This window comes from Streptomyces sp. NPDC097617 (assembly GCF_044761485.1).
GTDB lineage: Bacteria > Actinomycetota > Actinomycetes > Streptomycetales > Streptomycetaceae > Streptomyces.
Genome location: NZ_JBIWCL010000022.1, coordinates 58,326 through 80,445, shown reverse-complemented (window position 1 = coordinate 80,445; position 22,120 = coordinate 58,326). Strand labels below are relative to the sequence as shown.

The 22,120-nt window shown below is 72.9% G+C and carries 18 protein-coding genes; 11 read left to right on the top strand and 7 right to left on the bottom strand.

The features are described 5' to 3' along the window. Positions 1 to 167: 167 nt before the first annotated feature. Positions 168 to 971, top strand: a complete 804-nt coding sequence (locus ACIQZO_RS29385) for an SGNH/GDSL hydrolase family protein (RefSeq protein ID WP_403631804.1) — start codon at positions 168 to 170, stop codon at positions 969 to 971. Here ACIQZO_RS29385 and ACIQZO_RS29380 read toward each other — a convergent pair. Then, positions 941 to 2,731 (bottom strand): protein kinase, encoded by a 1,791-nt coding sequence (locus tag ACIQZO_RS29380; RefSeq protein ID WP_403631616.1) that lies wholly within the window; start codon positions 2,729 to 2,731, stop codon positions 941 to 943. The genes ACIQZO_RS29385 and ACIQZO_RS29380 overlap by 31 nt on opposite strands. 279 nt (positions 2,732 to 3,010) lie before the next feature. Between ACIQZO_RS29380 and ACIQZO_RS29375 the strand changes: the two genes are divergently transcribed. Then, complete coding sequence (locus ACIQZO_RS29375) at positions 3,011 to 3,280, top strand: hypothetical protein (RefSeq protein WP_403631615.1); 270 nt, start codon at positions 3,011 to 3,013, stop codon at positions 3,278 to 3,280. Between the two features lie 49 nt (positions 3,281 to 3,329). Here ACIQZO_RS29375 and ACIQZO_RS29370 read toward each other — a convergent pair whose 3' ends face one another. Genes ACIQZO_RS29370 through ACIQZO_RS29360 form a run of 3 tightly spaced genes read right to left on the bottom strand, consistent with a single transcriptional unit; the run spans position 3,330 to position 6,327 of the window. Continuing rightward, entirely contained in the window at positions 3,330 to 4,526 is a 1,197-nt protein-coding gene (locus ACIQZO_RS29370; RefSeq protein WP_403631614.1) for a CaiB/BaiF CoA transferase family protein, read from the bottom strand. Between the two features lie 35 nt (positions 4,527 to 4,561). Then, positions 4,562 to 5,347: an ABC transporter permease gene (locus ACIQZO_RS29365; protein ID WP_403631613.1), complete on the bottom strand. Its 786-nt coding sequence runs from the start codon at positions 5,345 to 5,347 to the stop codon at positions 4,562 to 4,564. Continuing rightward, positions 5,344 to 6,327, bottom strand: a complete 984-nt coding sequence (locus ACIQZO_RS29360) for an ATP-binding cassette domain-containing protein (RefSeq protein WP_403631612.1) — start codon at positions 6,325 to 6,327, stop codon at positions 5,344 to 5,346. The genes ACIQZO_RS29365 and ACIQZO_RS29360 overlap by 4 nt, the downstream gene beginning before the upstream one ends. Positions 6,328 to 6,400: 73 nt before the next feature. On the opposite strand from ACIQZO_RS29360, the gene ACIQZO_RS29355 reads away from it, so the two are divergent. Beyond that, entirely contained in the window at positions 6,401 to 7,126 is a 726-nt protein-coding gene (locus tag ACIQZO_RS29355; RefSeq protein WP_403631611.1) for a TetR/AcrR family transcriptional regulator C-terminal domain-containing protein, read from the top strand. 22 nt (positions 7,127 to 7,148) lie between these two features. On the opposite strand, the gene ACIQZO_RS29350 is transcribed toward ACIQZO_RS29355, so the two are convergent. Next, positions 7,149 to 8,273, bottom strand: a complete 1,125-nt coding sequence (locus tag ACIQZO_RS29350; protein WP_403631802.1) for a type ISP restriction/modification enzyme — start codon at positions 8,271 to 8,273, stop codon at positions 7,149 to 7,151. A gap of 145 nt (positions 8,274 to 8,418) precedes the next feature. On the opposite strand from ACIQZO_RS29350, the gene ACIQZO_RS29345 reads away from it, so the two are divergent. Next, a complete protein-coding gene (locus ACIQZO_RS29345; RefSeq protein WP_403631610.1) occupies positions 8,419 to 8,583 on the top strand; it encodes a hypothetical protein in 165 nt (54 codons plus the stop codon). Between the two features lie 120 nt (positions 8,584 to 8,703). Here ACIQZO_RS29345 and ACIQZO_RS29340 read toward each other — a convergent pair whose 3' ends face one another. Both ACIQZO_RS29340 and hmgA read right to left on the bottom strand, forming a co-directional pair. Further along, complete coding sequence (locus tag ACIQZO_RS29340) at positions 8,704 to 9,453, bottom strand: GntR family transcriptional regulator (protein WP_403631609.1); 750 nt, start codon at positions 9,451 to 9,453, stop codon at positions 8,704 to 8,706. Positions 9,454 to 9,516: 63 nt separating this feature from the next. Then, complete coding sequence (gene hmgA / locus ACIQZO_RS29335; RefSeq protein WP_403631608.1) at positions 9,517 to 10,830, bottom strand: homogentisate 1,2-dioxygenase; 1,314 nt, start codon at positions 10,828 to 10,830, stop codon at positions 9,517 to 9,519. 229 nt (positions 10,831 to 11,059) lie between these two features. Here hmgA and ACIQZO_RS29330 point away from each other — a divergent pair, with 229 nt between their 5' ends. The 7 genes from ACIQZO_RS29330 to ACIQZO_RS29300 all read left to right on the top strand — a co-directional run bounded on the left by ACIQZO_RS29330 (position 11,060) and on the right by ACIQZO_RS29300 (position 22,004). Further along, the gene (locus tag ACIQZO_RS29330; RefSeq protein WP_403631607.1) at positions 11,060 to 13,216 is read left to right on the top strand and encodes a right-handed parallel beta-helix repeat-containing protein; all 2,157 of its coding nucleotides are present in this window, start codon (positions 11,060 to 11,062) and stop codon (positions 13,214 to 13,216) included. Between the two features lie 157 nt (positions 13,217 to 13,373). Next, complete coding sequence (locus ACIQZO_RS29325; RefSeq protein ID WP_403631800.1) at positions 13,374 to 14,201, top strand: hypothetical protein; 828 nt, start codon at positions 13,374 to 13,376, stop codon at positions 14,199 to 14,201. Between the two features lie 436 nt (positions 14,202 to 14,637). Then, positions 14,638 to 15,948 (top strand): hypothetical protein, encoded by a 1,311-nt coding sequence (locus tag ACIQZO_RS29320; protein ID WP_403631797.1) that lies wholly within the window; start codon positions 14,638 to 14,640, stop codon positions 15,946 to 15,948. 35 nt (positions 15,949 to 15,983) lie between these two features. Continuing rightward, positions 15,984 to 16,604: a TetR/AcrR family transcriptional regulator gene (locus ACIQZO_RS29315; protein WP_403631794.1), complete on the top strand. Its 621-nt coding sequence runs from the start codon at positions 15,984 to 15,986 to the stop codon at positions 16,602 to 16,604. A 94-nt stretch (positions 16,605 to 16,698) separates the two neighbouring features. Continuing rightward, positions 16,699 to 18,897 (top strand): molybdopterin oxidoreductase family protein, encoded by a 2,199-nt coding sequence (locus tag ACIQZO_RS29310; RefSeq protein WP_403631606.1) that lies wholly within the window; start codon positions 16,699 to 16,701, stop codon positions 18,895 to 18,897. A gap of 73 nt (positions 18,898 to 18,970) precedes the next feature. Then, positions 18,971 to 20,494 carry a CitMHS family transporter gene (locus ACIQZO_RS29305; RefSeq protein WP_403631605.1) on the top strand — a complete coding sequence of 508 codons (1,524 nt, stop codon included), beginning with the start codon at positions 18,971 to 18,973 and terminating at the stop codon, positions 20,492 to 20,494. 97 nt (positions 20,495 to 20,591) lie between these two features. Next, on the top strand, positions 20,592 to 22,004 hold the full coding sequence (locus ACIQZO_RS29300; RefSeq protein ID WP_403631604.1) for an aldehyde dehydrogenase family protein: 1,413 nt from the start codon (positions 20,592 to 20,594) through the stop codon (positions 22,002 to 22,004). The last annotated feature ends 116 nt before the right edge of the window (positions 22,005 to 22,120 follow it).

Here is a 22,120-nt window from a genome sequence, read left to right as displayed (position 1 = left end):
TGTTTCGCTGGATCGGGTGCCCAAGTTCCCTCTTCAAACGCATTCGGGGTGAAGGTTCGCTTTCCAACTCCGCCCCGAACATTCTTGGCATGGACACTTCCAACGAGTCCCGGCTCCTTGTACCACGGACTCAGGAGTAACCCCCACAAGGAGCCGCACACATGAGCATGAGACTGTCGCGCTTCGCAGCCCTGTCCTCCTCCCTGTTACTCGCCGCGGGCGCCGCCCTGTTCGGAGCCGGCCAGGCCGCCGCCGCCCAGGCCGACTTCGGCTACGTCGCCCTCGGCGACTCGTACTCCTCCGGCGTCGGCGCCGGCAACTACGACAGCGGGAGCGGCAACTGCAAGCGCACCACCCGCGCCTACCCGGCCCTGTGGGCCGCCGCCCATTCCCCCCAGACCTTCTCCTTCACCGCCTGCTCCGGCGCCCGTACGGGTGATGTCCTCGCCAACCAGCTCACCCCGCTCAACTCGGGCACCGACCTGGTCAGCATCACCATCGGCGGCAACGACGCCGGATTCTCCGACGTCATGACGACCTGTGTGCTCCAGTCCGAATCCACCTGCGTCAACCGCGTGAACCAGGCCAAGGCCTACGTGGACTCCACCCTCCCCGGCCGGCTCGACCAGGTCTACAACGCCATCGACAGCCGCGCGCCCGGCGCACACGTCGTCGTCCTCGGCTATCCCCGCTTCTACAAGCTGAACGGCACCTGCACCACCGGCCTGACCGAAGGGGAGCGGGCCGCCATCAACGGCGCCGCCGACCACCTCAACGCCGCCATCGCCAAACGCGCCGCCGACCACGGCTTCACCTTCGCCTCGGTCGCCGGCGCCTTCACGGGTCACGAGATCTGCTCCGGCAACGCGTGGCTGCACAGCGTCAACTGGCTGAACATCGGCGAGTCGTACCACCCGACCGCGGCAGGACAGTCCGGCGGCTACCTGCCGGCCTTCACGAACGCCGCCTGATCGGCCGACTCCGTCCGCTCTGTCCGATCCACCTGGTCCGTCCGGTCCGTGCGGTCCGGGTCCTCCATCTGATCAGTGCGATCAGTGCGATCAGTGCGATCCGTACGATCGGTACGTTCCGGCTCACCGCTCGCGGGCTCCGCCGGAACGCTCGCCGTCGGTGACGCACTCGGTCCGGGGGAGGGGGCCTCGCTCGTCGGGGTCTCCTTCCGGCAGGTCACCGAGGTGGCCACCCACTGGGTGGCCACCTCGGCCGGTCCCCGCACCTCCAGCCGGACCGCGTCCTCGAAGGCCGCGTCCGGCTCGTGCGTGAGCTCCGTGTGCTCCAGCCGCCGGCTCCTCGGCCCGGCCTCCTCGTACGTGACGGACTGCCAGCCCGGGCCGGAGGTCCGCCCGCTGCGTGTGGCCCAGCGGTACTCCAGTACGACCGGGGTGCGCTCCACCTCGACGGTGGCCGTGAAGGCGGGCGCGTACGCGGCGGGCGGCGGACAGCTGCCCGTGTAGGAGGTGCGCACGCTGTCCACGTACACCGAGACGTGCTGCCCCGCGGCGCCCGTGGCGGACGCCGACACCGGGGCGGACGGCGCCGTCGAAGGGGTCGTGGTGACGGTGCGGGTCGTACTCGCGGAGCCCGTCGGGGCGCCGTTCCCACCGCCCGTCCCGCCGCCGTTCCCGCGGTCCTTGAGCAGCAGCCACCCCACCGCGACCAGGGCCAGCACCATCAGCACGATCCCGACCGTCAGCACCAGCCCGGCGTTCCCGTCGCGCGCCCCCGCCGCCGATGGTGGCGTCCCGTACGGGGCCGAGTGCGCGGGCCGCGTCGGCTGCGCCCCGTACGGCTCGGGCGGCGCGTCCGTCCCCTGCCGCCCGGGGTACGCGACGGCCGTCGGCGCGTCCGGCCCCGACACCGGCCCGCCGGAGGCCCGTACGGTCCCTCCCGCGCCCACCAGCCGCAGTATCCGGGTCGCCTCCGCCGCGGGCAGCCGCTCCGCCGGGTCCTTGCGGAGCAGTCCCTCCAGGACGGGCTCCAGCGCCCCGGCCCGGCGCGGCGGCGGCAACTCCGCGTCCACCACCGCCCGCAGGGTGTCCAGCGGGGTGGCCCGCCGGAACGGCGTGACCCCCTCGACGGCGGCATAGAGCAGGACCCCGAGCGCCCACAGGTCCGACGCGGGGCCCGGGTCACGCCCCAACGCGCGCTCCGGTGCGAGGAATTCGGGGGATCCGACCACCTCGCCCGTCATGGTGATGGCCGAGGAGCCCTCCAGGCTCGCGATCCCGAAGTCGCCGAGCACCACCCGGCCGTCGTTGGCGATCAGTACGTTGGCCGGCTTCACGTCCCGGTGCAGTACTCCGGAGTCGTGCGCCGAGCGCAGCGCTGCGAGCACCTGTTCCCCGATGTGTGCGGCCCGCTGAGGGGGCATCGGCCCCTCGGCCTCCAGGATGTCCGCCAGCGAGAGGCCGCGCACCAGCTCCATGACGATCCAGGGCCGCCCGTCCTCGGACGCCACGTCGTAGACGGTGACGACCCCGCGGTGCGAGACCCTGGCCGCGGCCCACGCCTCCCGTTCCAGCCGCCGGTACAGCCGCTCCAGTTCGGCGGGCTCCAGTCCGGCCGGGGCCCGGACCTCCTTGACGGCGACATCGCGGGCGAGTACCTCGTCCCGGGCCCGCCACACGATGCCCATTCCGCCGCGGCCGATCGGTTCGAGCAGCCGGTAGCGGCCCGAGATGACACGATCGGAGTTCGATTGCTCACTCACGCGCGCCCCCGAGTGTGTTCCCGTGCGCCCACGTGTCATCGGGCGATCACTCCAAGTTAGCGCAGTGCGAGCCGTGTGACCCCTATCGTGACGGGACTCGCGCAAGGGCCTTCCGCAGCGTGACGTCTGTGCGGAGAGTAATCGTCGACTCCGTTGAGTAATCGTCAACTCCCCGCCGCCACAGGGGTAATTCACACCACCGGGATACCCGGGGGCGACGCTGGGGCGATAGGGTTAACCTGCCCGGGCCGGGTGCCCTCGTACGGGTGGGGAGAGAACATGGAACAGATAGCAATGCGCAGCAGGCCGCCTCGCGTGCCTGCCATCACCTGCGGCAGCGGTGCGACCAGCTCGCGCCTCGACCGCCACCTCTCTGTGCTGGGCGGTCCCGCCGTCCCGCACCGGGAGGCCGCCGAGGCGACGCTGCTGATGCGCGAGCTCACCTCCCGCGATCACACGCACCGTCTGCGGAGCCGGAGCGCGCGCGTCTCGCTCTTCGCGCCGCTGCGCCGTCTGCGTCGCACGCTCTTCGGCAGCCGCCGCTCGTAACCGTCCCCGTAGCGCAGCCGTCGGCCCTTCGGTCTCCGGCTACCCGGCCCTACCCGATCACACCGTCCCGGCGCAGTTCCGAGATCTGTGCGTCCGCCATCCCCAGGGCGTGCAGCAGGGACTCGGTGTGCTCGCCCAGCGCGGGCACCGCACCCATGTGCGGTGCCGCGCCGCCCGGCAGTCCGATCGGCGGCAGCAGTGCCCGTAGCGGACCGGCCGGCGTCTCCACCTCCCGCCAGCGGTCCCGGGCCGCGAGCTGCGGATGCCCGGCCAGCTGGGCCACCGAGTTCAGTCGCGCACAGGCGATGCCCGCCGCCTCCAGCCGCCCGATCGCCTCGTCCGCGTCGAGCCGGCCCAGTGCCTGTGCCACCACCGCGTCGGTCTTCTCCCGGTTCCCGGTGCGCGCCGTGTTCGTCGCGTACGCCGGATCCTCGGCCAACTCCGGCTGCTCCAGTACCTGTTGGGCGAGCCGCCGCCACTCGCGGTCGTTCTGCACCGACAGCAGCACCCGGTCCCCGTCGGCCGTCGGATAGGCGTCGTAGGGTGCGATCACCGCGTGCGCGAGGCCGGTGCGCACGAGTTGCTCGCCGCCGTGCATCGTGTGGTGCAGCGGGTGGCCCATCCACTCGGCGAGCGAGTCCAGCATGGACACCTCCACCCGGCCCCCGCGCCCGGTGATCCCACGGCGCAGCAGTGCGGCCAGCACCCCTGAGAAGGCGTACATGGCCGCCGCGATGTCCGCCGCCGGGATCCCCGCCTTGACCGGCTGCTCCGGGGTGCCCGTCACCGACACCAGGCCCGCCTCGCACTGCACGAGCATGTCGTAGGCGCGCTTGTGGGCGTACGGGCCCTCGGCGCCGTAGCCGGACACGTCCACGGCGACCAGCCGGGGGTAACGCGCGCACAGCGCGGCCGAGTCGAGCCCGAGCCGGGCCGCGGCCCCCTGCGCGAGGTTCTGCACGAAGACGTCGGCATCGGCGAGCAGCCCGTGCAGGACCTCCCGGCCGCGCGGGTCCTTCAGGTCGAGTGCGATCGACTCCTTGCCGCGGTTGGCCCAGACGAAGTGCGAGGCGAGGCCGTGCGCGGCCGTGTCGTAGGCCCGGGCGAAGTCGCCGCCGTCGGGGCGCTCGACCTTGATCACCCTGGCGCCCAGGTCGGCGAGCTGGCGGGTGGCGAAGGGGGCCGAGACGGCCTGTTCGACGGCGACGACGGTGATGCCGTCGAGGGGGAGTGGTTCGGTAGCCATGACCCCTGCCTACCGGGTCGGACGGGCGGCTGTCACTACCGGCCGCGCGCGAACCTGCGCGTGGCCAGCGGTACGAACAGCGCGAGCAGCAGCCCCGACCACAGCAGCGCCCCGGCCACCGGGTGCGCGGCCGGCCAGGCGGCGCCCGCCGCGGCCTCGCCCCCGGCGTTCCCGCACAGCTCGCGCACCGCGGTGGCGACGGCGCTGATCGGGTTCCACTCGGCGACCGCCCGCAGCCACCCGGGCAGCCCCGCGGTCGGCAGGTACGCGCTGGAGAGCATCGGCAGGATGAAGGTGGCACTGCCGAGTTGGCCGGCCGCCTCCTCGCTGCGGCTCAGCAGGCCGAGGTACGTGCCCACCCACGCGGTGGCGAAGCGGAACAGCAGCAGCACACCCAGGGCGCCGAGCGCGCCGGGCAGGCCGTTCTCGATGCGCCAGCCCATCGCCAGCCCCACCAGCATCAGCGGCACCATCGACAAGCCGGTGGTCAGCAGGTCGGCGGCCGTCTGCCCGAGCGGTACGGCGGTGCGGCTCATCGGCAGGGTCCGGAAGCGGTCCATCACGCCGCGGTGGGCGTCCTGCGCGGCCGTGAACATGCCGGTCATCAGACCGTTCGCGGCGGTGGCGGCCAGCAGCCCGGGGACCAGGAACTCCCGGTACTCCGTGCCCGGCATGGCGAGCGCGCTGCCGAAGACGTAGCCGAAGAACAGCAGCATGGTGATGGGCATGGTCTGGGTGAGGATCAGCAGCGCCGGGGCGTGCCGGGCCTTCTGGAGCTGGCGGGTGAAGACGGCTCCGCCGTCGTACAGCAGGGTGCTCATGCGGCGTACTCCTGATCGGCGGTGGCGGCCTCGACGGCGGTGCCGTGGGCCTTGGTGAGGCGGAGGAAGACCTCGTCGAGGGTGGGCGGGCGCAGGCTCGCGTCCGTGACCGGGACCCCGGCGGTGTCGAGTTCCCGGATGATCCGCGGCAGGGTCAGGGCGCCGTCCAGCACGGTGACGCCGACGGCCAGCCTCTCCTCGTCGAGCAAGGGGCGGCCGCCGGTGAGCTGGTCGAGTACGGCGGCGGCGCGCGCGAGCGCCCCGCGCTCCGCGACCGTGACCTCGGCGCGGGCGCCGATCCGGGCCTTCAGCCGGTCCGGAGCACCGGTGGCGGCGACCCGGCCGCGATCGACGACCACGATCTCGTCGGCCAGCCGGTCGGCCTCCTCCAGGTACTGGGTGGTGAGCAGCACCGTGGTGCCCGCTTCGGAGAGCGCGCGCACCGCCGTCCAGATCTGCTCGCGGGCCGCCGGGTCCAGGCCGGTGGTGGGCTCGTCGAGGAACAGCACCCGGGGGTGGGTGACCAGGCCCGCGGCCAGGTCCAGGCGCCGCTTCATACCGCCGGACCATGTGCCGGTCACCCGGTCGGCGGCCTCGGTGAGCCCGAACTGCTCCAGCAACTCGTCGGCGCGGGCCCGGCCGGCGCGGCCGCGCAGTCCGGCCAGCCGGGCGAAGAGCCGGAGGTTCTCGCGGCCGGTCAGGTCCCCGTCGACGGAGGCGTACTGGCCGGTGACGCCGATCGCGCGGCGGACGGCCGCGGGATCCCGGGTGACGTCGTGACCGGCGACGAGGGCGCGGCCGCCGGTGGGCGCGGTGAGGGTGGTGAGGATCCGCACGGCGGTGGTCTTGCCCGCGCCGTTGGGGCCGAGGAGGCCGCAGACCGCGCCCTCGGGGACGGCGAGGTCGAGGCCGCGCAGGGCGTGGACCTCCCCGTAATTCTTCTCCAGGCCCTCACTAAGTACAGCGTACGTAGTTGTCATGTGCGCCACCTTACCTCACCACGTACGGTGTACGTAACTAAGATGGTGGCGAGACGACGAGGTGATCTGAGCGATGACAGCCGGCGGGCGACCCGCTGAACCCGAAGTGATCTGGTCCCGCCCCCAACGGGCCGGCCGCGGACCGAGGCCCGCGCACAGCCGTGAGTCGATCGCGTCCGAGGCGGTGCGGATCGCCGACGAGGAGGGGATCGAAGCCGCCTCCATGCGGCGCGTGGCGGCCGGGATCGGCGCGGGCACGATGTCCCTCTACAACTACGTGCCGCGCAAGGAGGACCTGTACGAGCTGATGGTCGACGCGGTCAGCGGGGAGTACGAGCTCCCGTCGCCGACCGGCGACTGGCGGGCGGACCTGCTCGCACTGGCCCGCGGGACGCGCGCGCTGATGCATCGCCATCCCTGGCTGCCGCGCCTGCTGAGCCCCGTCTACGGCTTCGGCCCGAACGCCCTGCGCTACCTGGAGTACAGCCTGGACTGCCTGGCTCCGCTCGACGTGGCGGACGGGGAGAAGCTGGAGCTCGTCGCCGCCGTCAACGGCACCGTCGCGACCTTCGTGGCGAGCGAGCTGGCGCTGGCCGAACGGGCCCGGTCGCTACCCTGGAGCGAGGCGCAGGAGCAGCGCGTACGGACGGCCTGGCTCGTCTCCCGCCTGACCACCGGGGAGTACCCGCGGCTGGCGGCGGCCCTCACCGGCGGCGGGCCGGTCCCGGGAGCCGGGCTCGACATGGACGAGGTCTTCGACCGCACGATGTCCCGGCTGCTGGGGGCCTGGGGAGTCTAGGGCCGGCCGCTGTGCGCCCTCCTCACAGGAGGGCGAACTGCCCGCCCGGGCCCTCCTCCTGGTGGTCCAGCACCGAGGCCGGGCGCCGGGCCCAGGCCGGCGGCGGCAGCACCCCGGCCTCGCGCAGGGCCTCGGCCGGCAGCGCCGGCCCGGGCTCGAACGCGGCGCGCTCCGGGGCCAGTTCGGCCAGCAGTGCCAAGGTGGTGACCAGGGCCAGCAGTTCCGAGGTCCAGCTCTGCGGCCACTCGGCGGGCCCCAGCGCCGCGAGCCCCTCGGCCTCCGGGCCGCGGTGCGCGGTACGCGCCGCGAACCAGGCCGGCAGTACCCGTACGCCCTGTGCCTCGTACTCCCAGGCCGCGGCCGGCACCGGGGACACGGTCCCGCTCCCGAGGCTCAGCGTCTCGCTCTCGGCGTCGTACGCGAGCTCGTGCGGCCGGCCCGCGACCGCCGAGCGGACGTAGGGGCGGCGGCCGCCGGGCAGCCGGGGCGGCTCGCCGCCGCGCGCCCCGCGCAGCTGCACGGTGAGCATCCGGTGCCCCAGCTCCAGCCCGGCCCGCCAGCGCGCGGGATCGGCGGCGAGCGGGACCTCGTAGCCGTGCGGGCCCGGGCGGCCCGCCGCGAGGATCCAGCACAGGACGTCCTCGGGGGTGACCCAGCCGCCGTGGCGCGCGCCCAGCAGGGGCAGGAGGCCGGGGGCGAGGTTCGGTTCGGCGCCGCCGGGGCGCCGGTGCAGAGGCCGGATGCGGCCGAGCCTGCCGACCGGGAGGTGTGCGGTGACCAGCGGGTCCGGGGTCTCGACGAGGAACAGCTGGTGCTCGTCCCGGACCCGCCAGAGCTCGGGGCGGGCCATGTCGATGAGCCGCTGGTCGGGCAGCAGCCACTGCTCGTCGAAGGGCTCGCGGAGCACCCGTACGGGGTCGGGGCAGGGGCCGGGGGCATCGGTGAAACGGGCCGTGGCCGCCGAGCGCTGCCCCGGCAGGGCGGCCGCCCCGGCGTCGGGCCTGCGACTGCGGCTCGGGCGGAACAGCCGCTCCCGCTCGGCCCCTTCGGCGCCGGTCAGCGCGGCCCAGCGGGCGCGCAGGGCCGCCGGATCGGGTGCGGTCACCCAGTCCCGGCCCAGGCGCAGGCCGCCCACGGCCCAGGGCATCAGGTCCGCAAGCAGCGGTACGTCTTCGCTCACGCCGCCGATGGTAGCGACGGGATCCGGGGGCCGGGCTGCGTCCAGGCCGAAGAGCTACGCTCGTTATGTACGCATAGGTGCGTTATCGACCGAGGAGGCCGAGGAGTCGGTCATGAGCCACTACGACGAATACACGACCCCGTCGCAGGCCGAGGGCGAGCGCCTCGACGAGGACATGGACGAGGCCCAGCGCAAGCAGCGCCAGCACCCCCACACGATGCGCACTACGCCGTCCCAGGCGGAGGGCGAGCGCACCCGGGAGGACGACGAGAAGTAGCCGCGCGGGGCAGTGTCCACGCGGGGGAGCAGTCGCGCGGGGAAGCGGTCGGGTGCGGAAGCAGTCGGGCGGAGAGGCGGCCGCGCGGCGGTTCCGCGCGCCGTCAGTGCGTGTCGCCCGTCAGTGCGCGTCGACCGTCACGGTGAAGGAGAAGCGGTCGCCGCGGTAGCGGATCCGGGCCACGTCCACCACCCGGCCGTCCTCGTCGTAGGTGACGCCCGTGTAGTGCAGGATCGGGCTCAGCAGGGGAACCTGGAGCAGCTCGGCCGTCTCCGGGTCGGCCAGCCGCGCCTCCACCGTGTCCGTGATCCGGCTGATGCGCACCCCCACGATGTCCCGCAGGACCTTGGTCATCGGCCAGCGCTCCAGATCGGCGAGGTCCACGGCCTCGGCGACCTCCGGGAGGACCGCGTTCTCCACCCAGTTGGTCGGCTCGCCGCTCTCCCGGTCGTGGCGCAGACGCCGGTACGCGACCACCTCGGGCGTTCCCGGGAAGTGCTCCAGCAGCTCCCCGGACACGGCCGTGCGGCCGTGTCCGAGGATCGTCGTACGGTCGCCCGACTGCTGGGCCACGATCGCGTCGACCGAGCCCAGCAGCCGGACCGGCGCGCTGCGCAGCGCGCCCGGCTCGATGAAGGTGCCGCGCCGCCGGTGCCGGCTGATCAGGCCCTCGCCCTCCAGCTCCTTGAGCGCCTGCCGCATGGTCAGCACGCTGACCCCGTAGTGCTCGGCGAGCTGCTCCTCGGTGGGCAGGCGCAGCGAGGCGTCCGGGGTGCGCCCCAGTATCGAGGCGCGCAGTGACTGCGACACCTGGTACCAGAGCGGCAGTTTCCGGTTCAGTACCAGCGAGTCGGGGGCGAAGGCGGTCACGGGTGGATCTCCGAACGGCTGGACAGGGGTGACGTACGGCGCATGCAGGGTATGCAGTGCAGGTCAGGCACGGAAGTGGCGCTGCAGACCCTGCCACACGTCGTCGTAGCCGCGCTGGAGGTGATCGGCGCCGGCGGCCTGCTCGGTGGCGGTGATCGGCCAGCGGGTCTCGAACATGAAGGCCAGGCCGTCCTCGATCTTCTGCGGCTTCAGCTCGGCGGCGCTCGCCCGCTCGAAGGTCTCGTGGTCGGGGCCGTGCGCGGACATCATGTTGTGGAGCGAGCCGCCACCGGGGACGAAGCCTTCGGCCTTGGCGTCGTAGGCCCCCTCGATGAGGCCCATGTACTCGCTCATCACGTTGCGGTGGAAGTAGGGCGGACGGAAGGTGTCCTCGCCGACCAGCCAGCGGGGTGCGAAGACCACGAAGTCCACGCCCGCCAGCCCCGGGGTGTCGGAGGGCGAGGTCAGGACGGTGAAGATCGACGGGTCGGGGTGGTCGTAGCTGATCGAGCCCAGGACGTTGAAGCGGCGCATGTCGTACACGTACGGGACGTGGCTGCCGTGCCAGGCGACCACGTCGAGCGGGGAGTGGTCGTAGGTGGTGGACCAGAGGTTGCCGCAGAACTTGTTGACCACCTCGGTCGGGCGCTCGCTGTCGTCGTACGCGGCCACGGGGGCCTGGAAATCCCGTGCGGCGGCGAGGCCGTTGGCGCCGATCGGGCCCAGGTTCGGCAGCTCGAAGGGCTGGCCGTAGTTCTCGCAGACGTAGCCGCGGGCGTCGGCGTCGAGCAGCTCGACGCGGAAGCGGACACCGCGAGGGATGAGGGCCATGTCGCCGGGGCGGGCGGCGAGCAGGCCCAGCTCGGTGTGCAGGAGCAGCCCGCCGCGCTCGGGGACGATCAGCAGCTCGCCGTCGGAGTCGCTGAACACCCGGTCGGTCATGTCGGCGTTGGCGGCGTAGAGGTGGATGGCCATACCGGCGCGCTGGGCGGCGTCGCCGTTGCCGCCGAGGGTCCACAGGCCGGACAGGAAGTCGGTGCCGGGGGCGGGGGAGGGCAGCGGGTTCCAGCGGAGCCGGTTCGGGTCGGGCACGGCCTCGGTGAAGGGCGCGGAGCGCAGGGCCCCGTTGGCGATCCGGGTGAAGGGCGGGTGCGCGGCCGAGGGGCGGATCCGGTAGAGCCATGAGCGGCGGTTGTGGGTGCGGGGCTCGGTGAAGGCGCTGCCGCTGAGCTGCTCGGCGTAGAGGCCGAGGGGGGCGCGCTGGGGCGAGTTCCGGCCGATCGGCAGTGCGCCGGGCACGGCCTCCGAGCTGTGCTCGTTGCCGAAGCCGGTGAGGTACTCCAGTGCCTCTGCCGTCTTCCTGGCCTGCTCGCTCATGTGCTGCTCCCGCTCCGTCGAAGGAATCCTATGGTCGACAGTAGGATTCCGTGGCCCCCGCGTCAACGGCAGACCCGGGGCGGGGGCGGGGGATCGGTGGGGGGTCGGTGCGAGATCAGTGGGAAAGGCGGGAAAGGTCCCGTGGTTTTCGGCCGGGCGGGAACGTGGAGGAACGCGGATTCGGTCGAGGGGGATCCTAAAAGATGAACATTGCTCTACTCTCACGCGCATGTCGTGGACCCGCAGGTTTCCTGCCGTGCCGGCGGCGCTCCTCGCCGCCCTCCTCGCCCTCCTGTCCCTCCTCGTCGCCGCGCCCGCCGCCAGCGCGCACGAGGAACGCCCGATCGCCCTCCCGGACGGCTCCGGATCAGTACCCGAGTACCGCAGGGCGGAGCCCGACCTGATCGTCTGCAAGACCGACCGGCCCGCCTTCGAACGCCGGATATCCGCCTTCCCCGAAGAGCTCCGACAGCGCAACATCGCCCTCTATGAGCGGTGCGAGCAGAGCGGCTACCGGCACCTCCAGGAGGCCGTCGACGCCGTCGACCGGCCCGGGATGAACATCGCGATCCTCCCCGGCCTGTACGAGGAGGAGCCCTCGCTCCCCCGGCCGACGGGGGAGTGCGCCGCCCTGAAGGCCCCCCAGTCGTCGCTGGGCTACCAGATCCTGTCCTACGAGCAGCAGGTGCAGTGCCGGCACAACCAGAACCTCGTCGCGATCCTCGGCAAGACGGACCTGCAGATCGAGGGCACCGGCGCATCACGGCTCGACGTGGTCGTCGACGCCAAGTACCAGAAGCTGAACGCCCTCCGCGCGGACAAGTCGAACGGCATCTACTTCCGCAACTTCACCGCCCAGCGCACCACCTTCAACTCGCTGTACGTGCTCGCCGGCGACGGCTTCGTCATCGACGATGTACTGACCCGCTGGAACGACGAGTACGGCTTCCTGACCTTCGCCAGTGACCACGGGCTCTACAAGAACTGCGAGTCCTACGGCAACGGCGACTCCGGCATCTACCCGGGCAGCGCCTCGAACATCAACGACGGCCGCGGCTACGAGGTCCCCCGCTACTCCATCGAGATCACCGGCTGCCGCAGCCACCACAACATGGTCGGCTACTCCGGCACCGCGGGCGATTCGGTGTGGGTGCACGACAACGAGTTCGACCAGAACATGGGCGGCGCCTCGATGGACAGCGCCTTCCCCGGACACCCCGGACTCCCTCAGAACCACGCCACATTCGAGCGGAACCTGATCCACGACAACAACCAGGACTACTACGGCTTCGTCGCCGACGGCACCTGCGCCAAGCCGCCGATCGAACGCGGCTACGAACGCGGCGTCGTCTGCCCGCAGATCTCCATGCCCCCGGGCACCGGCATCATCACCGCGGGCGGCAACTGGAACCTCTACGAGGGCAACTGGGTGTACGGGCACCGGCGCGCGGGCTTCTTCCTCAGCGCCGTCCCCGCCTTCATCCGCGGCGAGGAGGCGTGGTCGAAGCAGACCGACACCTCCCACCACAACCGGTACGCCGGGAACGTCATGGGCAAGGACAAGTCCGGCGCCGCCCGCCCCAACGGCATGGACGTGTGGTGGGACGGCCAGGGGCGCGCCAACTGCTGGCAGGACGGGCCCGACGGCTCCACCCCGGGCACGGTCCCGCAGTGCGGTGACCGCCGGGGCGAGGTCTCCGGGGCGTCCGCCCGACTGGTCGGCGAACCGGTCAAGCTGGTCCAACTCCTCGTCTGCGCGGACTACAACGTCCAGGCGCGCAAGCTCCCGGCCGGCTGCGACTGGTACGGCGCGCGCGGCCTGGAACGGGTGGAGACCCAGCTCGCGCTGGCCGTGGCCGCGGTGCTGCTGCTGGTCGGCGGCGTGCTGTGGTGGCGCCGCCTGCGCGGCTCGCGCCTGGGCACGGCCGCCTCGCTCGCCGGCCTGGCCGGGCTGGTCCTGGACGTGGCCGGCTCCACGACGGCCCTGACCGCCTCTTTCGTCCCCGCGCTCGCCCTCCTGCTGCTCGGCCTGTGGTGGACGGGAGCCGGCCTGGTCCTGCGCAGCGGCCGACCGTGGCTGGCCCGCCTGACCCTGCTGCTGGCCGGGCTGACCCTGCTGGACGCCTTCGACAAGGCCGTCCTGATGATCCCGTGGACCCCCCTGAGCCCCGCCTGGGTACGGGCCCTCGCCGCCGTGGTCTGGGTCCTGTGGGCGGTGGTGGCCTCAGCCCGCCCGGGAACCCCGGCCCACCCGTCCGGCCCCGGCGGCGACCCCGCGGGTGACCGCGCCCCCGCCCCCGAGGGCCCCGCCCCGGCGCTGCGCGCGGCGGCCCCAGAGCCCCCGACGACCCCGGAGCCCCCGACGACCCCGGAGCCCGCCCCATGAGCCCCGCCCAGGCCGCCCCGACCCCAGGAGCCCAGCCGTGACCGACCGGCCCGAGCGCCTGCCCGACCGGCTCGACGACGAGAGCCGGTGCGACGCCTGCGGTACGCCGCCGCCCCGCGCGACCCGCAGGCTCCGCCGAGCCGCCCGCGCCACGGCCCTGCTCGCCCTCGCCCTGCTCCTCGCAGGCGGCGCGGCGACAGGCTGCGGCGGGCGGGCCACCACCCACCACAAACCCGGCACCAGCCACGAGCAGGCTTCCGGCAACGTGGGCAACCTGCTCACCGCGACCGACGCCACCGGCCACCGGCTCCGCGAGGTCCCGGCCGAGGGCGCGCCGGAGGTCCAGCTGACCGTCCGCTCCGACAGCGAGGACGGCTGGAACCTCCAACTTGCGGTGAAGAACTACCGCTTCACACCCGACAGCACCGGCGGCGCCGCCCTCCCGGGCGCGGGCCACGCCCACTTGGAGCTGGACGGACGCAAGCTGGCCCGGGTGTACGGCCCCTGGTTCCACCTGCCCGCGGCACAGGTCCCCGAGGGCGCGCACACCCTGACCGTCCGCCTCTACGCGGACGACCACACCGCCTGGGCCGTGTCGGGCAAGCCGGTCGAGGGCGCGACCCGGCTCACCGCCACAGCCACCGCCCCGGGCCAGGCGAGCGGCCACAGCCACGGCGAGACGCCGAGCCCGCCCCCGCCCTCGGTGCCGGAGCAGGCCGAGGCCGACCGGACGGTCACCATCACCGTCCGGGACGGCAAGGTCAGTCCCGCCCCCGCCCGCACCGAGCTGCGGAAGGGAGAGCGCGTGGCCCTGCGCGTCACCAGCGACCGCGCGGACACCCTGCACGTCCACGGCTACGACAAGGAACTCGCCCTGCCGGCAGGCCAGGAGGCCACCCTGATCCTGACGGCCGACCGCACGGGCCTCTTCGAGGTCGAGACCCACGAGTCCAACCTCGTCCTGACCCAACTCCTAGTCCGATGACCCGACCCCGCCCCGCCCCCGTACCCGCCCCCTGGCCGCCACCCGGGCCCGGCGCCGGGCACGGGTCCGGGCACCGGCATGGGGTCAGGTGCGGGTCCGGGTCCGGGCATCGGCATGGGGTCAGGTGCGGGTCCGGGTCCGGGTGCGGGTCCGGGCATCGGTACGGGTCCAGGCCCGGGCACGGGCCAGAGCAGGGGCACGGAGCCAAGTCCGGGCACAGGTCCAGGCACGCGCCGGAGCGCGGTCACGGTCACGGGCCGGAGCGTGGGCGCGGGCCGGAGGACGGGCATGGGCGCGGGCACGGGCATGCCTCCGAGTCCGTGTCCGGGGCGGCCGGTGGCGTCGTCGGCGGGGCGACGCCGCCTCGGGCGGGGCGAGGGTGAGCCCCTTCGGGCCGGGCCCGGACCCGGGCGGCGACGGTGGCCACGGCCAGGGCGTGGTCCTTCACCCGGCTGATCCGCTCACCTCGCTCGCGCACGGGATCGGGTCCCAGCACGATCTGCCGATCTCTCCCTTCTACGCCTTCGCCGGCGCCTTCGCCGCGCTGTTCGTCTCCTTCCTGGCCCTCGGCCTGCTCTGGTCCACCTCCCGCTTCCGCGGAGAGCGCTCGGGTCTCGCCCTGCCCGCCGCCCTCCAGCGGGTGGCCGACGCGCCGGCCACCCGAACCGCCCTGCGCGCGCTGGGACTCGCCGCCGCGCTCACCGTCCTGCTGTACCTCCTCCTCGGTCCCGACGACCCCGCGCACAACCCCGCTCCCGGCGCCGTCTACGTACTCCTCTGGGTCGGCCTGGTCCCCGCCTCCCTCCTCCTCGGCCCCGTCTGGCGCCTGCTCAACCCGCTCCGCGCCCTGCACCGCCTGCTCTCCCGGGCCCTGCCGGGCCGCGACCCCGGCCGTCCCCTGCCCGGCCTTCCCGCCCGTCTCGGCCAATGGCCCGCCGCCGTCGGGCTGTTCGGCTTCACCTGGCTCGAGCTCGTCGCTCCTGATCCCGCATCCACCACCACCCTCCTGATCGCGATCACCACCTACGCCGCCGTCCAGCTCCTGCTCGCCGCCCGCTTCGGCGAGCGCTGGTTCGAAGACGGCGACGCCTTCGAGGCGTACTCGGTACTTCTGGCCCGGCTCTCCCCCCTCGGCCGTCGCAGCGACGGCCGCCTCGTTCTCCGCAACCCCTTCCACGGACTCGACGCGACACCCGAGCGGCCCGGACTCGTCGCCACCGTCTGCGTCCTGCTCGGGTCCACCGCCTACGACGGCTTCTCCGACAGCCCCTCGTGGATCAATGTCCTCCAGACCTCCCCCCTCGGCCGCACCCCCACGGCCACCCTCGGACTGCTCGCTTCCGTCGCCCTCGTCGCCACCCTGTACTGCCTCTGCGCCGCGGCCACCCGCCTCGTCAGCGGCCCGCACCCCGGCCTGCTGACCGCCTTCGCCCACTCACTCGTCCCGATCGCGCTCGGCTATCTCATCGCCCACTACTTCTCCCTCCTTGTAGTCGAAGGACCACGCACAGTAAGCATGGCACTCGGCACTGACAACGCCCCAGAACCCTTGCCGCCACTGGGTCCTGGCGGTCTCGCCGCCCTTCAGGTCATCGCCGTTGTCACAGGGCACGTACTCGGCGTCATCGCCGCCCACGACCGTTCCGTGCGCCACTTCCCACCCGCGAAGGCGGTGGCCGGGCAACTTCCGCTGCTGGCGCTGATGATCACTTACACCATCGGGGGGATCGGACTTCTGCTGAACTGAGGCCCCCACCGAACCCCGAAGCGAGGAGCGGCATGATGGACCCCGTGCCTCCCGCCCACTCCCTGCGCCGTACGCCGATCCAGCAGCGCAGCGCCGACCGGCTCGCCCGGATCCTCGACGCATGCGCCGAGCTGCTCGACGAGACCGGGTACGAGAACCTCAGTACCCGCGCCGTGGCCCTGCGCGCCGGCGTGCCGATCGGCTCCGTCTACCGTTTCTTCGGCAACAAACGGGCCATGGCCATCGCCCTCGCCCACCGCAACCTGGACCGCTACGTCGACGGCATCGCGGACCGGCTCGCCGACCTCCCGGCCACCGACTGGCGGCCCGCCGTGGACGCGGTGCTGGACGAGTACCTGGCCATGAAGCGCAGCGTGCCCGGCTTCGCCCTCGTCGACTTCGGCGTGCCCGCGCCGCCGGCCGAGGGGCCGGAGGCGGACCCGAACCACCAGGTCGCCGCCCGGCTGACCGCGCAGCTCTCGGCGCACCTCGGGCTGACGCCCGACGCCACCTTGGAACGGGCCGTCCTCGTCGCCGTCGAGGCCACCGACGCGCTGACCCAGCTCGCCTTCCGGTCGGACCCGGCCGGGGACCCCGGCATCGTCGACGAGACCCGCGCCATGATGCACGCCTACCTCGCCCGCGTACTCGACTGACCCCTCCCCGCCCCCTCCCCTCCGTGCGTACCGGTCGGTATGCTCGGGTGCGCCTCGCGTCCCCGTGCCGCAGACCGCCGCCCCTGGAGGGCCCATGTCCCGCACCGCCCTGCGCATCTGCCCGCTCTGCGAAGCCACCTGCGGCCTCACCCTCACCCTCGAAGGCGGCGCGGTCACCGGCGCCCGCGGTGACCGCGAGGACGTGTTCAGCCGCGGCTTCATCTGCCCCAAGGGAGCCGCCTTCGGAGGGCTCGACGCCGACCCCGACCGGTTGCGCGGCCCGCTCGTGCGCCGAGACGGCCGACTGCGGGAGGCCACCTGGGAGGAGGCCTTCGACGCCATCGCCGCCGCCGTCCCCGCCCTGCTCCAGGAGTACGGATCCCAGTCCGCCGGCGTCGTGCTCGGCAACCCGAACGTCCACACCATGGCCGGCGCCCTCTACCCGCCGGTGCTCCTCAAGACCCTCGGCACCCGCAACCTCTTCACCGCCAGCACGCTCGACCAGATGCCCAAACACGTATCCAGCGGACTGCTCTTCGGGGACCCGTTCGCCATCCCCGTCCCCGACCTCGACCGGACCGACTTCCTGCTGCTCCTGGGCGCCAACCCGGTCGAGTCCAACGGCTCCCTGTGCACCGCCCCCGACTTCCCGGGCCGGCTGAAAGCACTGCGGGCCCGCGGAGGCACCCTGGTCGTCGTCGACCCGCGCCGTACGCGCACCGCCGCCCTCGCCGACCGCCACCTCGCGCCGCGCCCCGGCAGCGACGCGCTGCTGCTCGCAGCCCTCGCGCACACCCTGATCGAGGAGAAGCTGGCCGCCCCCGGCGCGCTGGAGGAACACATTGAGGGCATCGGGGAACTCGGCGCCGCGCTCGCGAGTTTCACTCCTGAGGCCGTGGCACCCGCATGCGACCTCACCGCCGCCGAGATCCGCACCCTCGCCCGCGAGCTCGCGGCCGCCCCCGCCGCCGCCGTCTACGGGCGGATCGGCAGCTGCACCGTCGAGTTCGGCACGCTGGCGAGCTGGCTGGTCGACGTACTCAACATCCTCACCGGCAATCTGGACCGGCCGGGCGGAGCACTCTTCCCGCTCTCCGCGACGGCTCCGGCGCCCCGCCCCGCGGGCCCGGGCAAGGGATTCGCCCTCGGCCGCTGGTCGAGCCGGGTCGGCGGCCACCCGGAGGTCAAGGGCGAATTTCCGATGGCTGCGCTCGCGGAGGAGATCGAGACCCCGGGCGACGGGCGGATCCGGGTGCTGCTCGCCATCGCCGCCAACCCGGTCCTGTCCGCACCCGACGGCGACCGGCTGGACCGGGCGCTGGCCGGGCTCGATTTCATGATCTCGATCGACCCGTACCTGAACGAGACCTCGAGCCACGCACACGTCGTCCTGCCCCCGCCGCCGCCCTCCCGGAGCGCGCACTTCGACTTCGCGTTCAACGGGTTCGCCGTCCGCAACCAGGCCCGGTACTCGCCCGCCGCCGTCCCGCTGGAGGACGGGCAGATGGACGAGTGCGAGATCCATGCGCGCCTGATCCTCGCCGTTTCCGGGCTGCACGGAGCGCCGCCGGAGGCCGTCGACGAGCGCGTCATTGCCGACAGCCTGGCCCGGGCCGTCGCCGATCCCCACTCACCGCTCCACGGCGGCGACCCGCAGGAACTCGCCCGCCGGTTGACGGGCGTCACCGGCCCCGAGCGGCGGCTCGACCTGATGCTGCGCACAGGGCCGTACGACCTGACCCTCGAGGATCTGCGGCAGGCGCCGCACGGCATCGACCTCGGCGCGCTGCGGCCCCGGCTCCCGGGCGTGCTCAAGACCCGCAGCGGCAGGATCGAGCTGCTCCCGGACCCGATCGCGGCCGAACTGCCCGGGCTGCGCGCGGCGCTCGCCGACCGCCCCGCCGCCCTGGTGCTCGTGGGCCGCCGCCACCTGCGGTCCAACAACAGCTGGTTGCACAACGTCCCGGCCCTCGTCGGAGGTTCCAACCGCTGCAGCCTCCACGTCCATCCGCAGGACGCGGACCGCCTCGGCCTCGTCGACGGAGGACAGGCCAGGATCACCGCCGACGGCGGCAGCCTGGAGGTGCCGGTCGAGGTCACCGACACCGTCCGGAGCGGAGTGGTGAGCCTCCCGCACGGGTGGGGCCACAACCGTGCCGGCTCGCGTCTGTCGGTGGCCGCCGCAGTGCCCGGCGTCAACGTCAACCAGCTGCTCGACGGCACCCGCAGGGACCGGCTGTCCGGCACGGCGGTGCTCAACGGCTTCCCCGTCGAGCTGGCACCCCTGCCCTGAGCTGGGGTTTTGCTCGTATTGCTCACGCGCAGACGTCTTGTTGGCGTACCGAGGGGGCACCTACCTTCCCCACATGCTGACCTTCCTCGGTTTCGCCATGATCGCGACTTTCCTGGTCCTGATCATGCTGAAGAAAATGTCGCCCATCGCGGCGCTCGTCCTCATCCCGGCACTCTTCTGCGTGTTTGCAGGTAAGGGCGCGCACCTCGGCGACTACGTCATCGACGGCGTCGGCAAGCTCGCTCCGACCGCCGCCATGCTGATGTTCGCCATCGTCTACTTCGGCGTGATGATCGACGTCGGCCTCTTCGACCCGATCGTCCGCGGCATCCTGCGCTTCTGCAAGGCGGACCCGATGCGGGTGGTGGTCGGGACCGCCGTCCTCGCCGCGATCGTCTCGCTCGACGGCGACGGATCGACCACCTTCATGATCACCGTCTCGGCCATGTACCCCCTCTACAAGCGCCTCGGCCTCAGCCTGGTGGTCATGACCGGCGTCGCCGCCACGGCCAACGGTGTCATGAACACCCTCCCCTGGGGCGGTCCGACCGCCCGCGCCGCCACCGCCCTCAAGCTCGACGCCGCCGACATCTTCGTCCCGATGATCCCGGCCCTCGCGGTGGGGCTCCTCTTCGTGTTCGTCCTGGCGTACGTCCTCGGCGTGAAGGAGCGCCGCCGGGTCGGCATGCTGGTACTGCCCGGCCAGGTCGAGCGGGAGCCTGCCGAGGAGGAGCTGGTCCCGGCCGCTCCCGTTGCCTCCGGTGCCTCTGCCTCTGCCTCGGCCTCTGCGCCTGCCCCTGCCCGCGCCTCGGCCCCCGCACCTGCCGAGGGCGGCGCCGTTTCTTCCGTCGAGGGTCCCGGGTCCGCGGCAGGCCTCGCTCTCGCCTCCGCCTCCGCCTCCGCCTCCGCCTCCGCCGCGCACGGGAGCGGCGAGGCCCCCGCCTCCGAGGAAGGCTTCCAGGGCCTGGACCCGCACCGCCCCACCTTGCGCCCCCGCCTGTACTGGTTCAACGCCGGCCTGACCATCGCCCTCCTCACCGCGATGATCATGGAGCTGCTGCCCATCCCCGTGCTGTTCCTGCTCGGCGCCGCCCTCGCGCTCACCGTCAACTTCCCGCACATGCCCGACCAGAAGGCCCGGATCGCGGCCCACGCCGACAACGTCCTGAACGTCGCCGGCATGGTCTTCGCCGCCGCCGTCTTCACCGGTGTCCTCACCGGCACCGGCATGGTCAAGCACATGGCCGACTGGCTCGTCGGCGCCATTCCCGAGGGGATGGGCCCGCACATGGCGCTGGTCACCGGCCTGCTCAGCCTGCCGCTCACCTACTTCATGTCCAACGACGGCTTCTACTTCGGCGTCCTGCCCGTCCTGGCCGAGGCCGGCGCCGCCCACGGGGTCTCCCCGCTCGAAATCGCCCGCGCCTCCCTCGTCGGCCAGGCGCTGCACATGTCGAGCCCGCTGGTTCCGGCCGTCTACGTCCTCGTCGGCATGGCCAAGGTCGAGTTCGGCGAACACACCCGATTCACCGTGAAATGGGCGGCTCTGACCTCGCTGGTGGTCCTGGCGGCAGGAATGCTTTTCGGCATCATCTGAGATCCCACGCCCCTGGCAGCCAAAAACTACCGGCGCTAGTTTGTAGGGTGTTGGAGAGGTCGGACCTACGCGCTCGTGCGTGCTCGGGAGGAATGCCATGAAGGCCCACGACGGGATGTACATCGACGGCGCGTGGCGGCCCGCCGCCGGTGGCGAGCTGATCGAGGTCGTGAACCCGGCCGACGGCCAGGTCATCGGCACGGTCCCGGCCGGTACGGAGGAGGACGTGGACGCGGCCGTACGGGCGGCCCGTGCGGCCTTCCCCGGCTGGGCGGCCACGCTTCCGGCCGAGCGGGGCGCCCTGATCGGCGCGCTGCGCGACGCGCTGCTGGCCCGCAAGGGCGAACTGACCGACACCATCACCGCCGAGCTCGGGTCCCCGCTCGGCTTCTCCAAGGCGGTCCACGTCGGATCGCCGCTCGCGGTGGCCGCCTCCTACGCCGAACTCGCCTCCTCGTACGCCTTCGAGGAGCGGATCGGGAACTCCACCGTGCTGCTGGAGCCGGTCGGGGTGGTCGCGGCCATCACGCCGTGGAACTATCCGCTGCACCAGGTCGTTGCAAAGGTGGCGCCCGCTCTCGCCGCCGGCTGCACCCTCGTCCTCAAGCCGGCCGAGGACACCCCGCTGACCGCGCAGCTCTTCGCCGAAGCCGTGCACGAGGCGGGCATTCCGGCCGGAGTCTTCAACCTTGTGACCGGTACCGGTCCGGTCGCGGGCCAGGCCCTCGCCGCGCATGAGGGGGTCGACCTCGTCTCCTTCACCGGCTCGACCGCGGTCGGCAAGCAGATCGGCGCCACGGCCGGCGCCGCCGTCAAGCGGGTCGCTCTCGAACTGGGCGGCAAGTCGGCCAACGTCATCCTGCCCGGCGCCGACCTGGCCAAGGCCGTCGCGGCAGGCGTCGGACACGTCATGAACAACAGCGGCCAGAGCTGCAACGCGCTCACCCGGATGCTCGTCCACCGGGACCAGTACGAGGAAGCCGTCTCCCTCGCGGCCGCCGCCGTCGCCGACTACCCCACCGGTGACCCCCGTGAGGCCGGCACCCGCGTCGGCCCGGTTGTCAACGCCAAGCAGCACGAACGCGTCCGCGGCTTCATCGCCCAGGGCGTGAAGGAAGGCGCGCGCCTGGTCGCCGGCGGGCCGGACGCGCCGCGGGAGCAGGGGTACTTCGTGGCGCCCACGGTGTTCGCCGACGTCACGCCCGACATGACCATCGCCCAGGAGGAGATCTTCGGCCCGGTGCTGTCGATCCTCCGCTACGAGGACGAGGAGGAGGCCCTCAGCATCGCCAACGGCACCGTCTACGGCCTCGGTGGCGCCGTCTGGGCCGCAGACGAGGCGACGGCCGTGGCTTTCGCGCGCCGTATGGACACCGGGCAGGTGGACATCAACGGCGGCCGCTTCAACGTGCTCGCGCCCTTCGGCGGCTACAAGCAGTCGGGCGTCGGCCGCGAGCTGGGCCCGCACGGTCTGGCCGAGTACCTCCACACCAAGTCCCTGCAGTTCTGATCCCACCGCCGGCTTCTGGTCCCACCGCCGGGATCCCAGCCCGGATCCCAGCCCGGATCCCAGCCCGGATCCCGGCCCGGCCCACCGCCGGGCCCGACACCCGGCCCGCCGCCCCG

Bases quoted from the DNA above. Each gene is read 5' to 3' on its own strand.
- ACIQZO_RS29385 (WP_403631804.1), top strand. From the start codon at position 168: ATGAGACTGTCGCGCTTCGCAGCCCTGTCCTCCTCCCTGTTACTCGCC.
- ACIQZO_RS29375 (WP_403631615.1), top strand. From the start codon at position 3,011: ATGGAACAGATAGCAATGCGCAGCAGGCCGCCTCGCGTGCCTGCCATC.
- ACIQZO_RS29370 (WP_403631614.1), bottom strand. From the start codon at position 4,526: ATGGCTACCGAACCACTCCCCCTCGACGGCATCACCGTCGTCGCCGTC.
- ACIQZO_RS29365 (WP_403631613.1), bottom strand. From the start codon at position 5,347: ATGAGCACCCTGCTGTACGACGGCGGAGCCGTCTTCACCCGCCAGCTC.
- ACIQZO_RS29360 (WP_403631612.1), bottom strand. From the start codon at position 6,327: ATGACAACTACGTACGCTGTACTTAGTGAGGGCCTGGAGAAGAATTAC.
- ACIQZO_RS29355 (WP_403631611.1), top strand. From the start codon at position 6,401: ATGACAGCCGGCGGGCGACCCGCTGAACCCGAAGTGATCTGGTCCCGC.
- ACIQZO_RS29350 (WP_403631802.1), bottom strand. From the start codon at position 8,273: ATGCCCTGGGCCGTGGGCGGCCTGCGCCTGGGCCGGGACTGGGTGACC.
- ACIQZO_RS29345 (WP_403631610.1), top strand. From the start codon at position 8,419: ATGAGCCACTACGACGAATACACGACCCCGTCGCAGGCCGAGGGCGAG.
- hmgA (WP_403631608.1), bottom strand. From the start codon at position 10,830: ATGAGCGAGCAGGCCAGGAAGACGGCAGAGGCACTGGAGTACCTCACC.
- ACIQZO_RS29330 (WP_403631607.1), top strand. From the start codon at position 11,060: ATGTCGTGGACCCGCAGGTTTCCTGCCGTGCCGGCGGCGCTCCTCGCC.
- ACIQZO_RS29315 (WP_403631794.1), top strand. From the start codon at position 15,984: ATGGACCCCGTGCCTCCCGCCCACTCCCTGCGCCGTACGCCGATCCAG.
- ACIQZO_RS29310 (WP_403631606.1), top strand. From the start codon at position 16,699: ATGTCCCGCACCGCCCTGCGCATCTGCCCGCTCTGCGAAGCCACCTGC.
- ACIQZO_RS29305 (WP_403631605.1), top strand. From the start codon at position 18,971: ATGCTGACCTTCCTCGGTTTCGCCATGATCGCGACTTTCCTGGTCCTG.
- ACIQZO_RS29300 (WP_403631604.1), top strand. From the start codon at position 20,592: ATGAAGGCCCACGACGGGATGTACATCGACGGCGCGTGGCGGCCCGCC.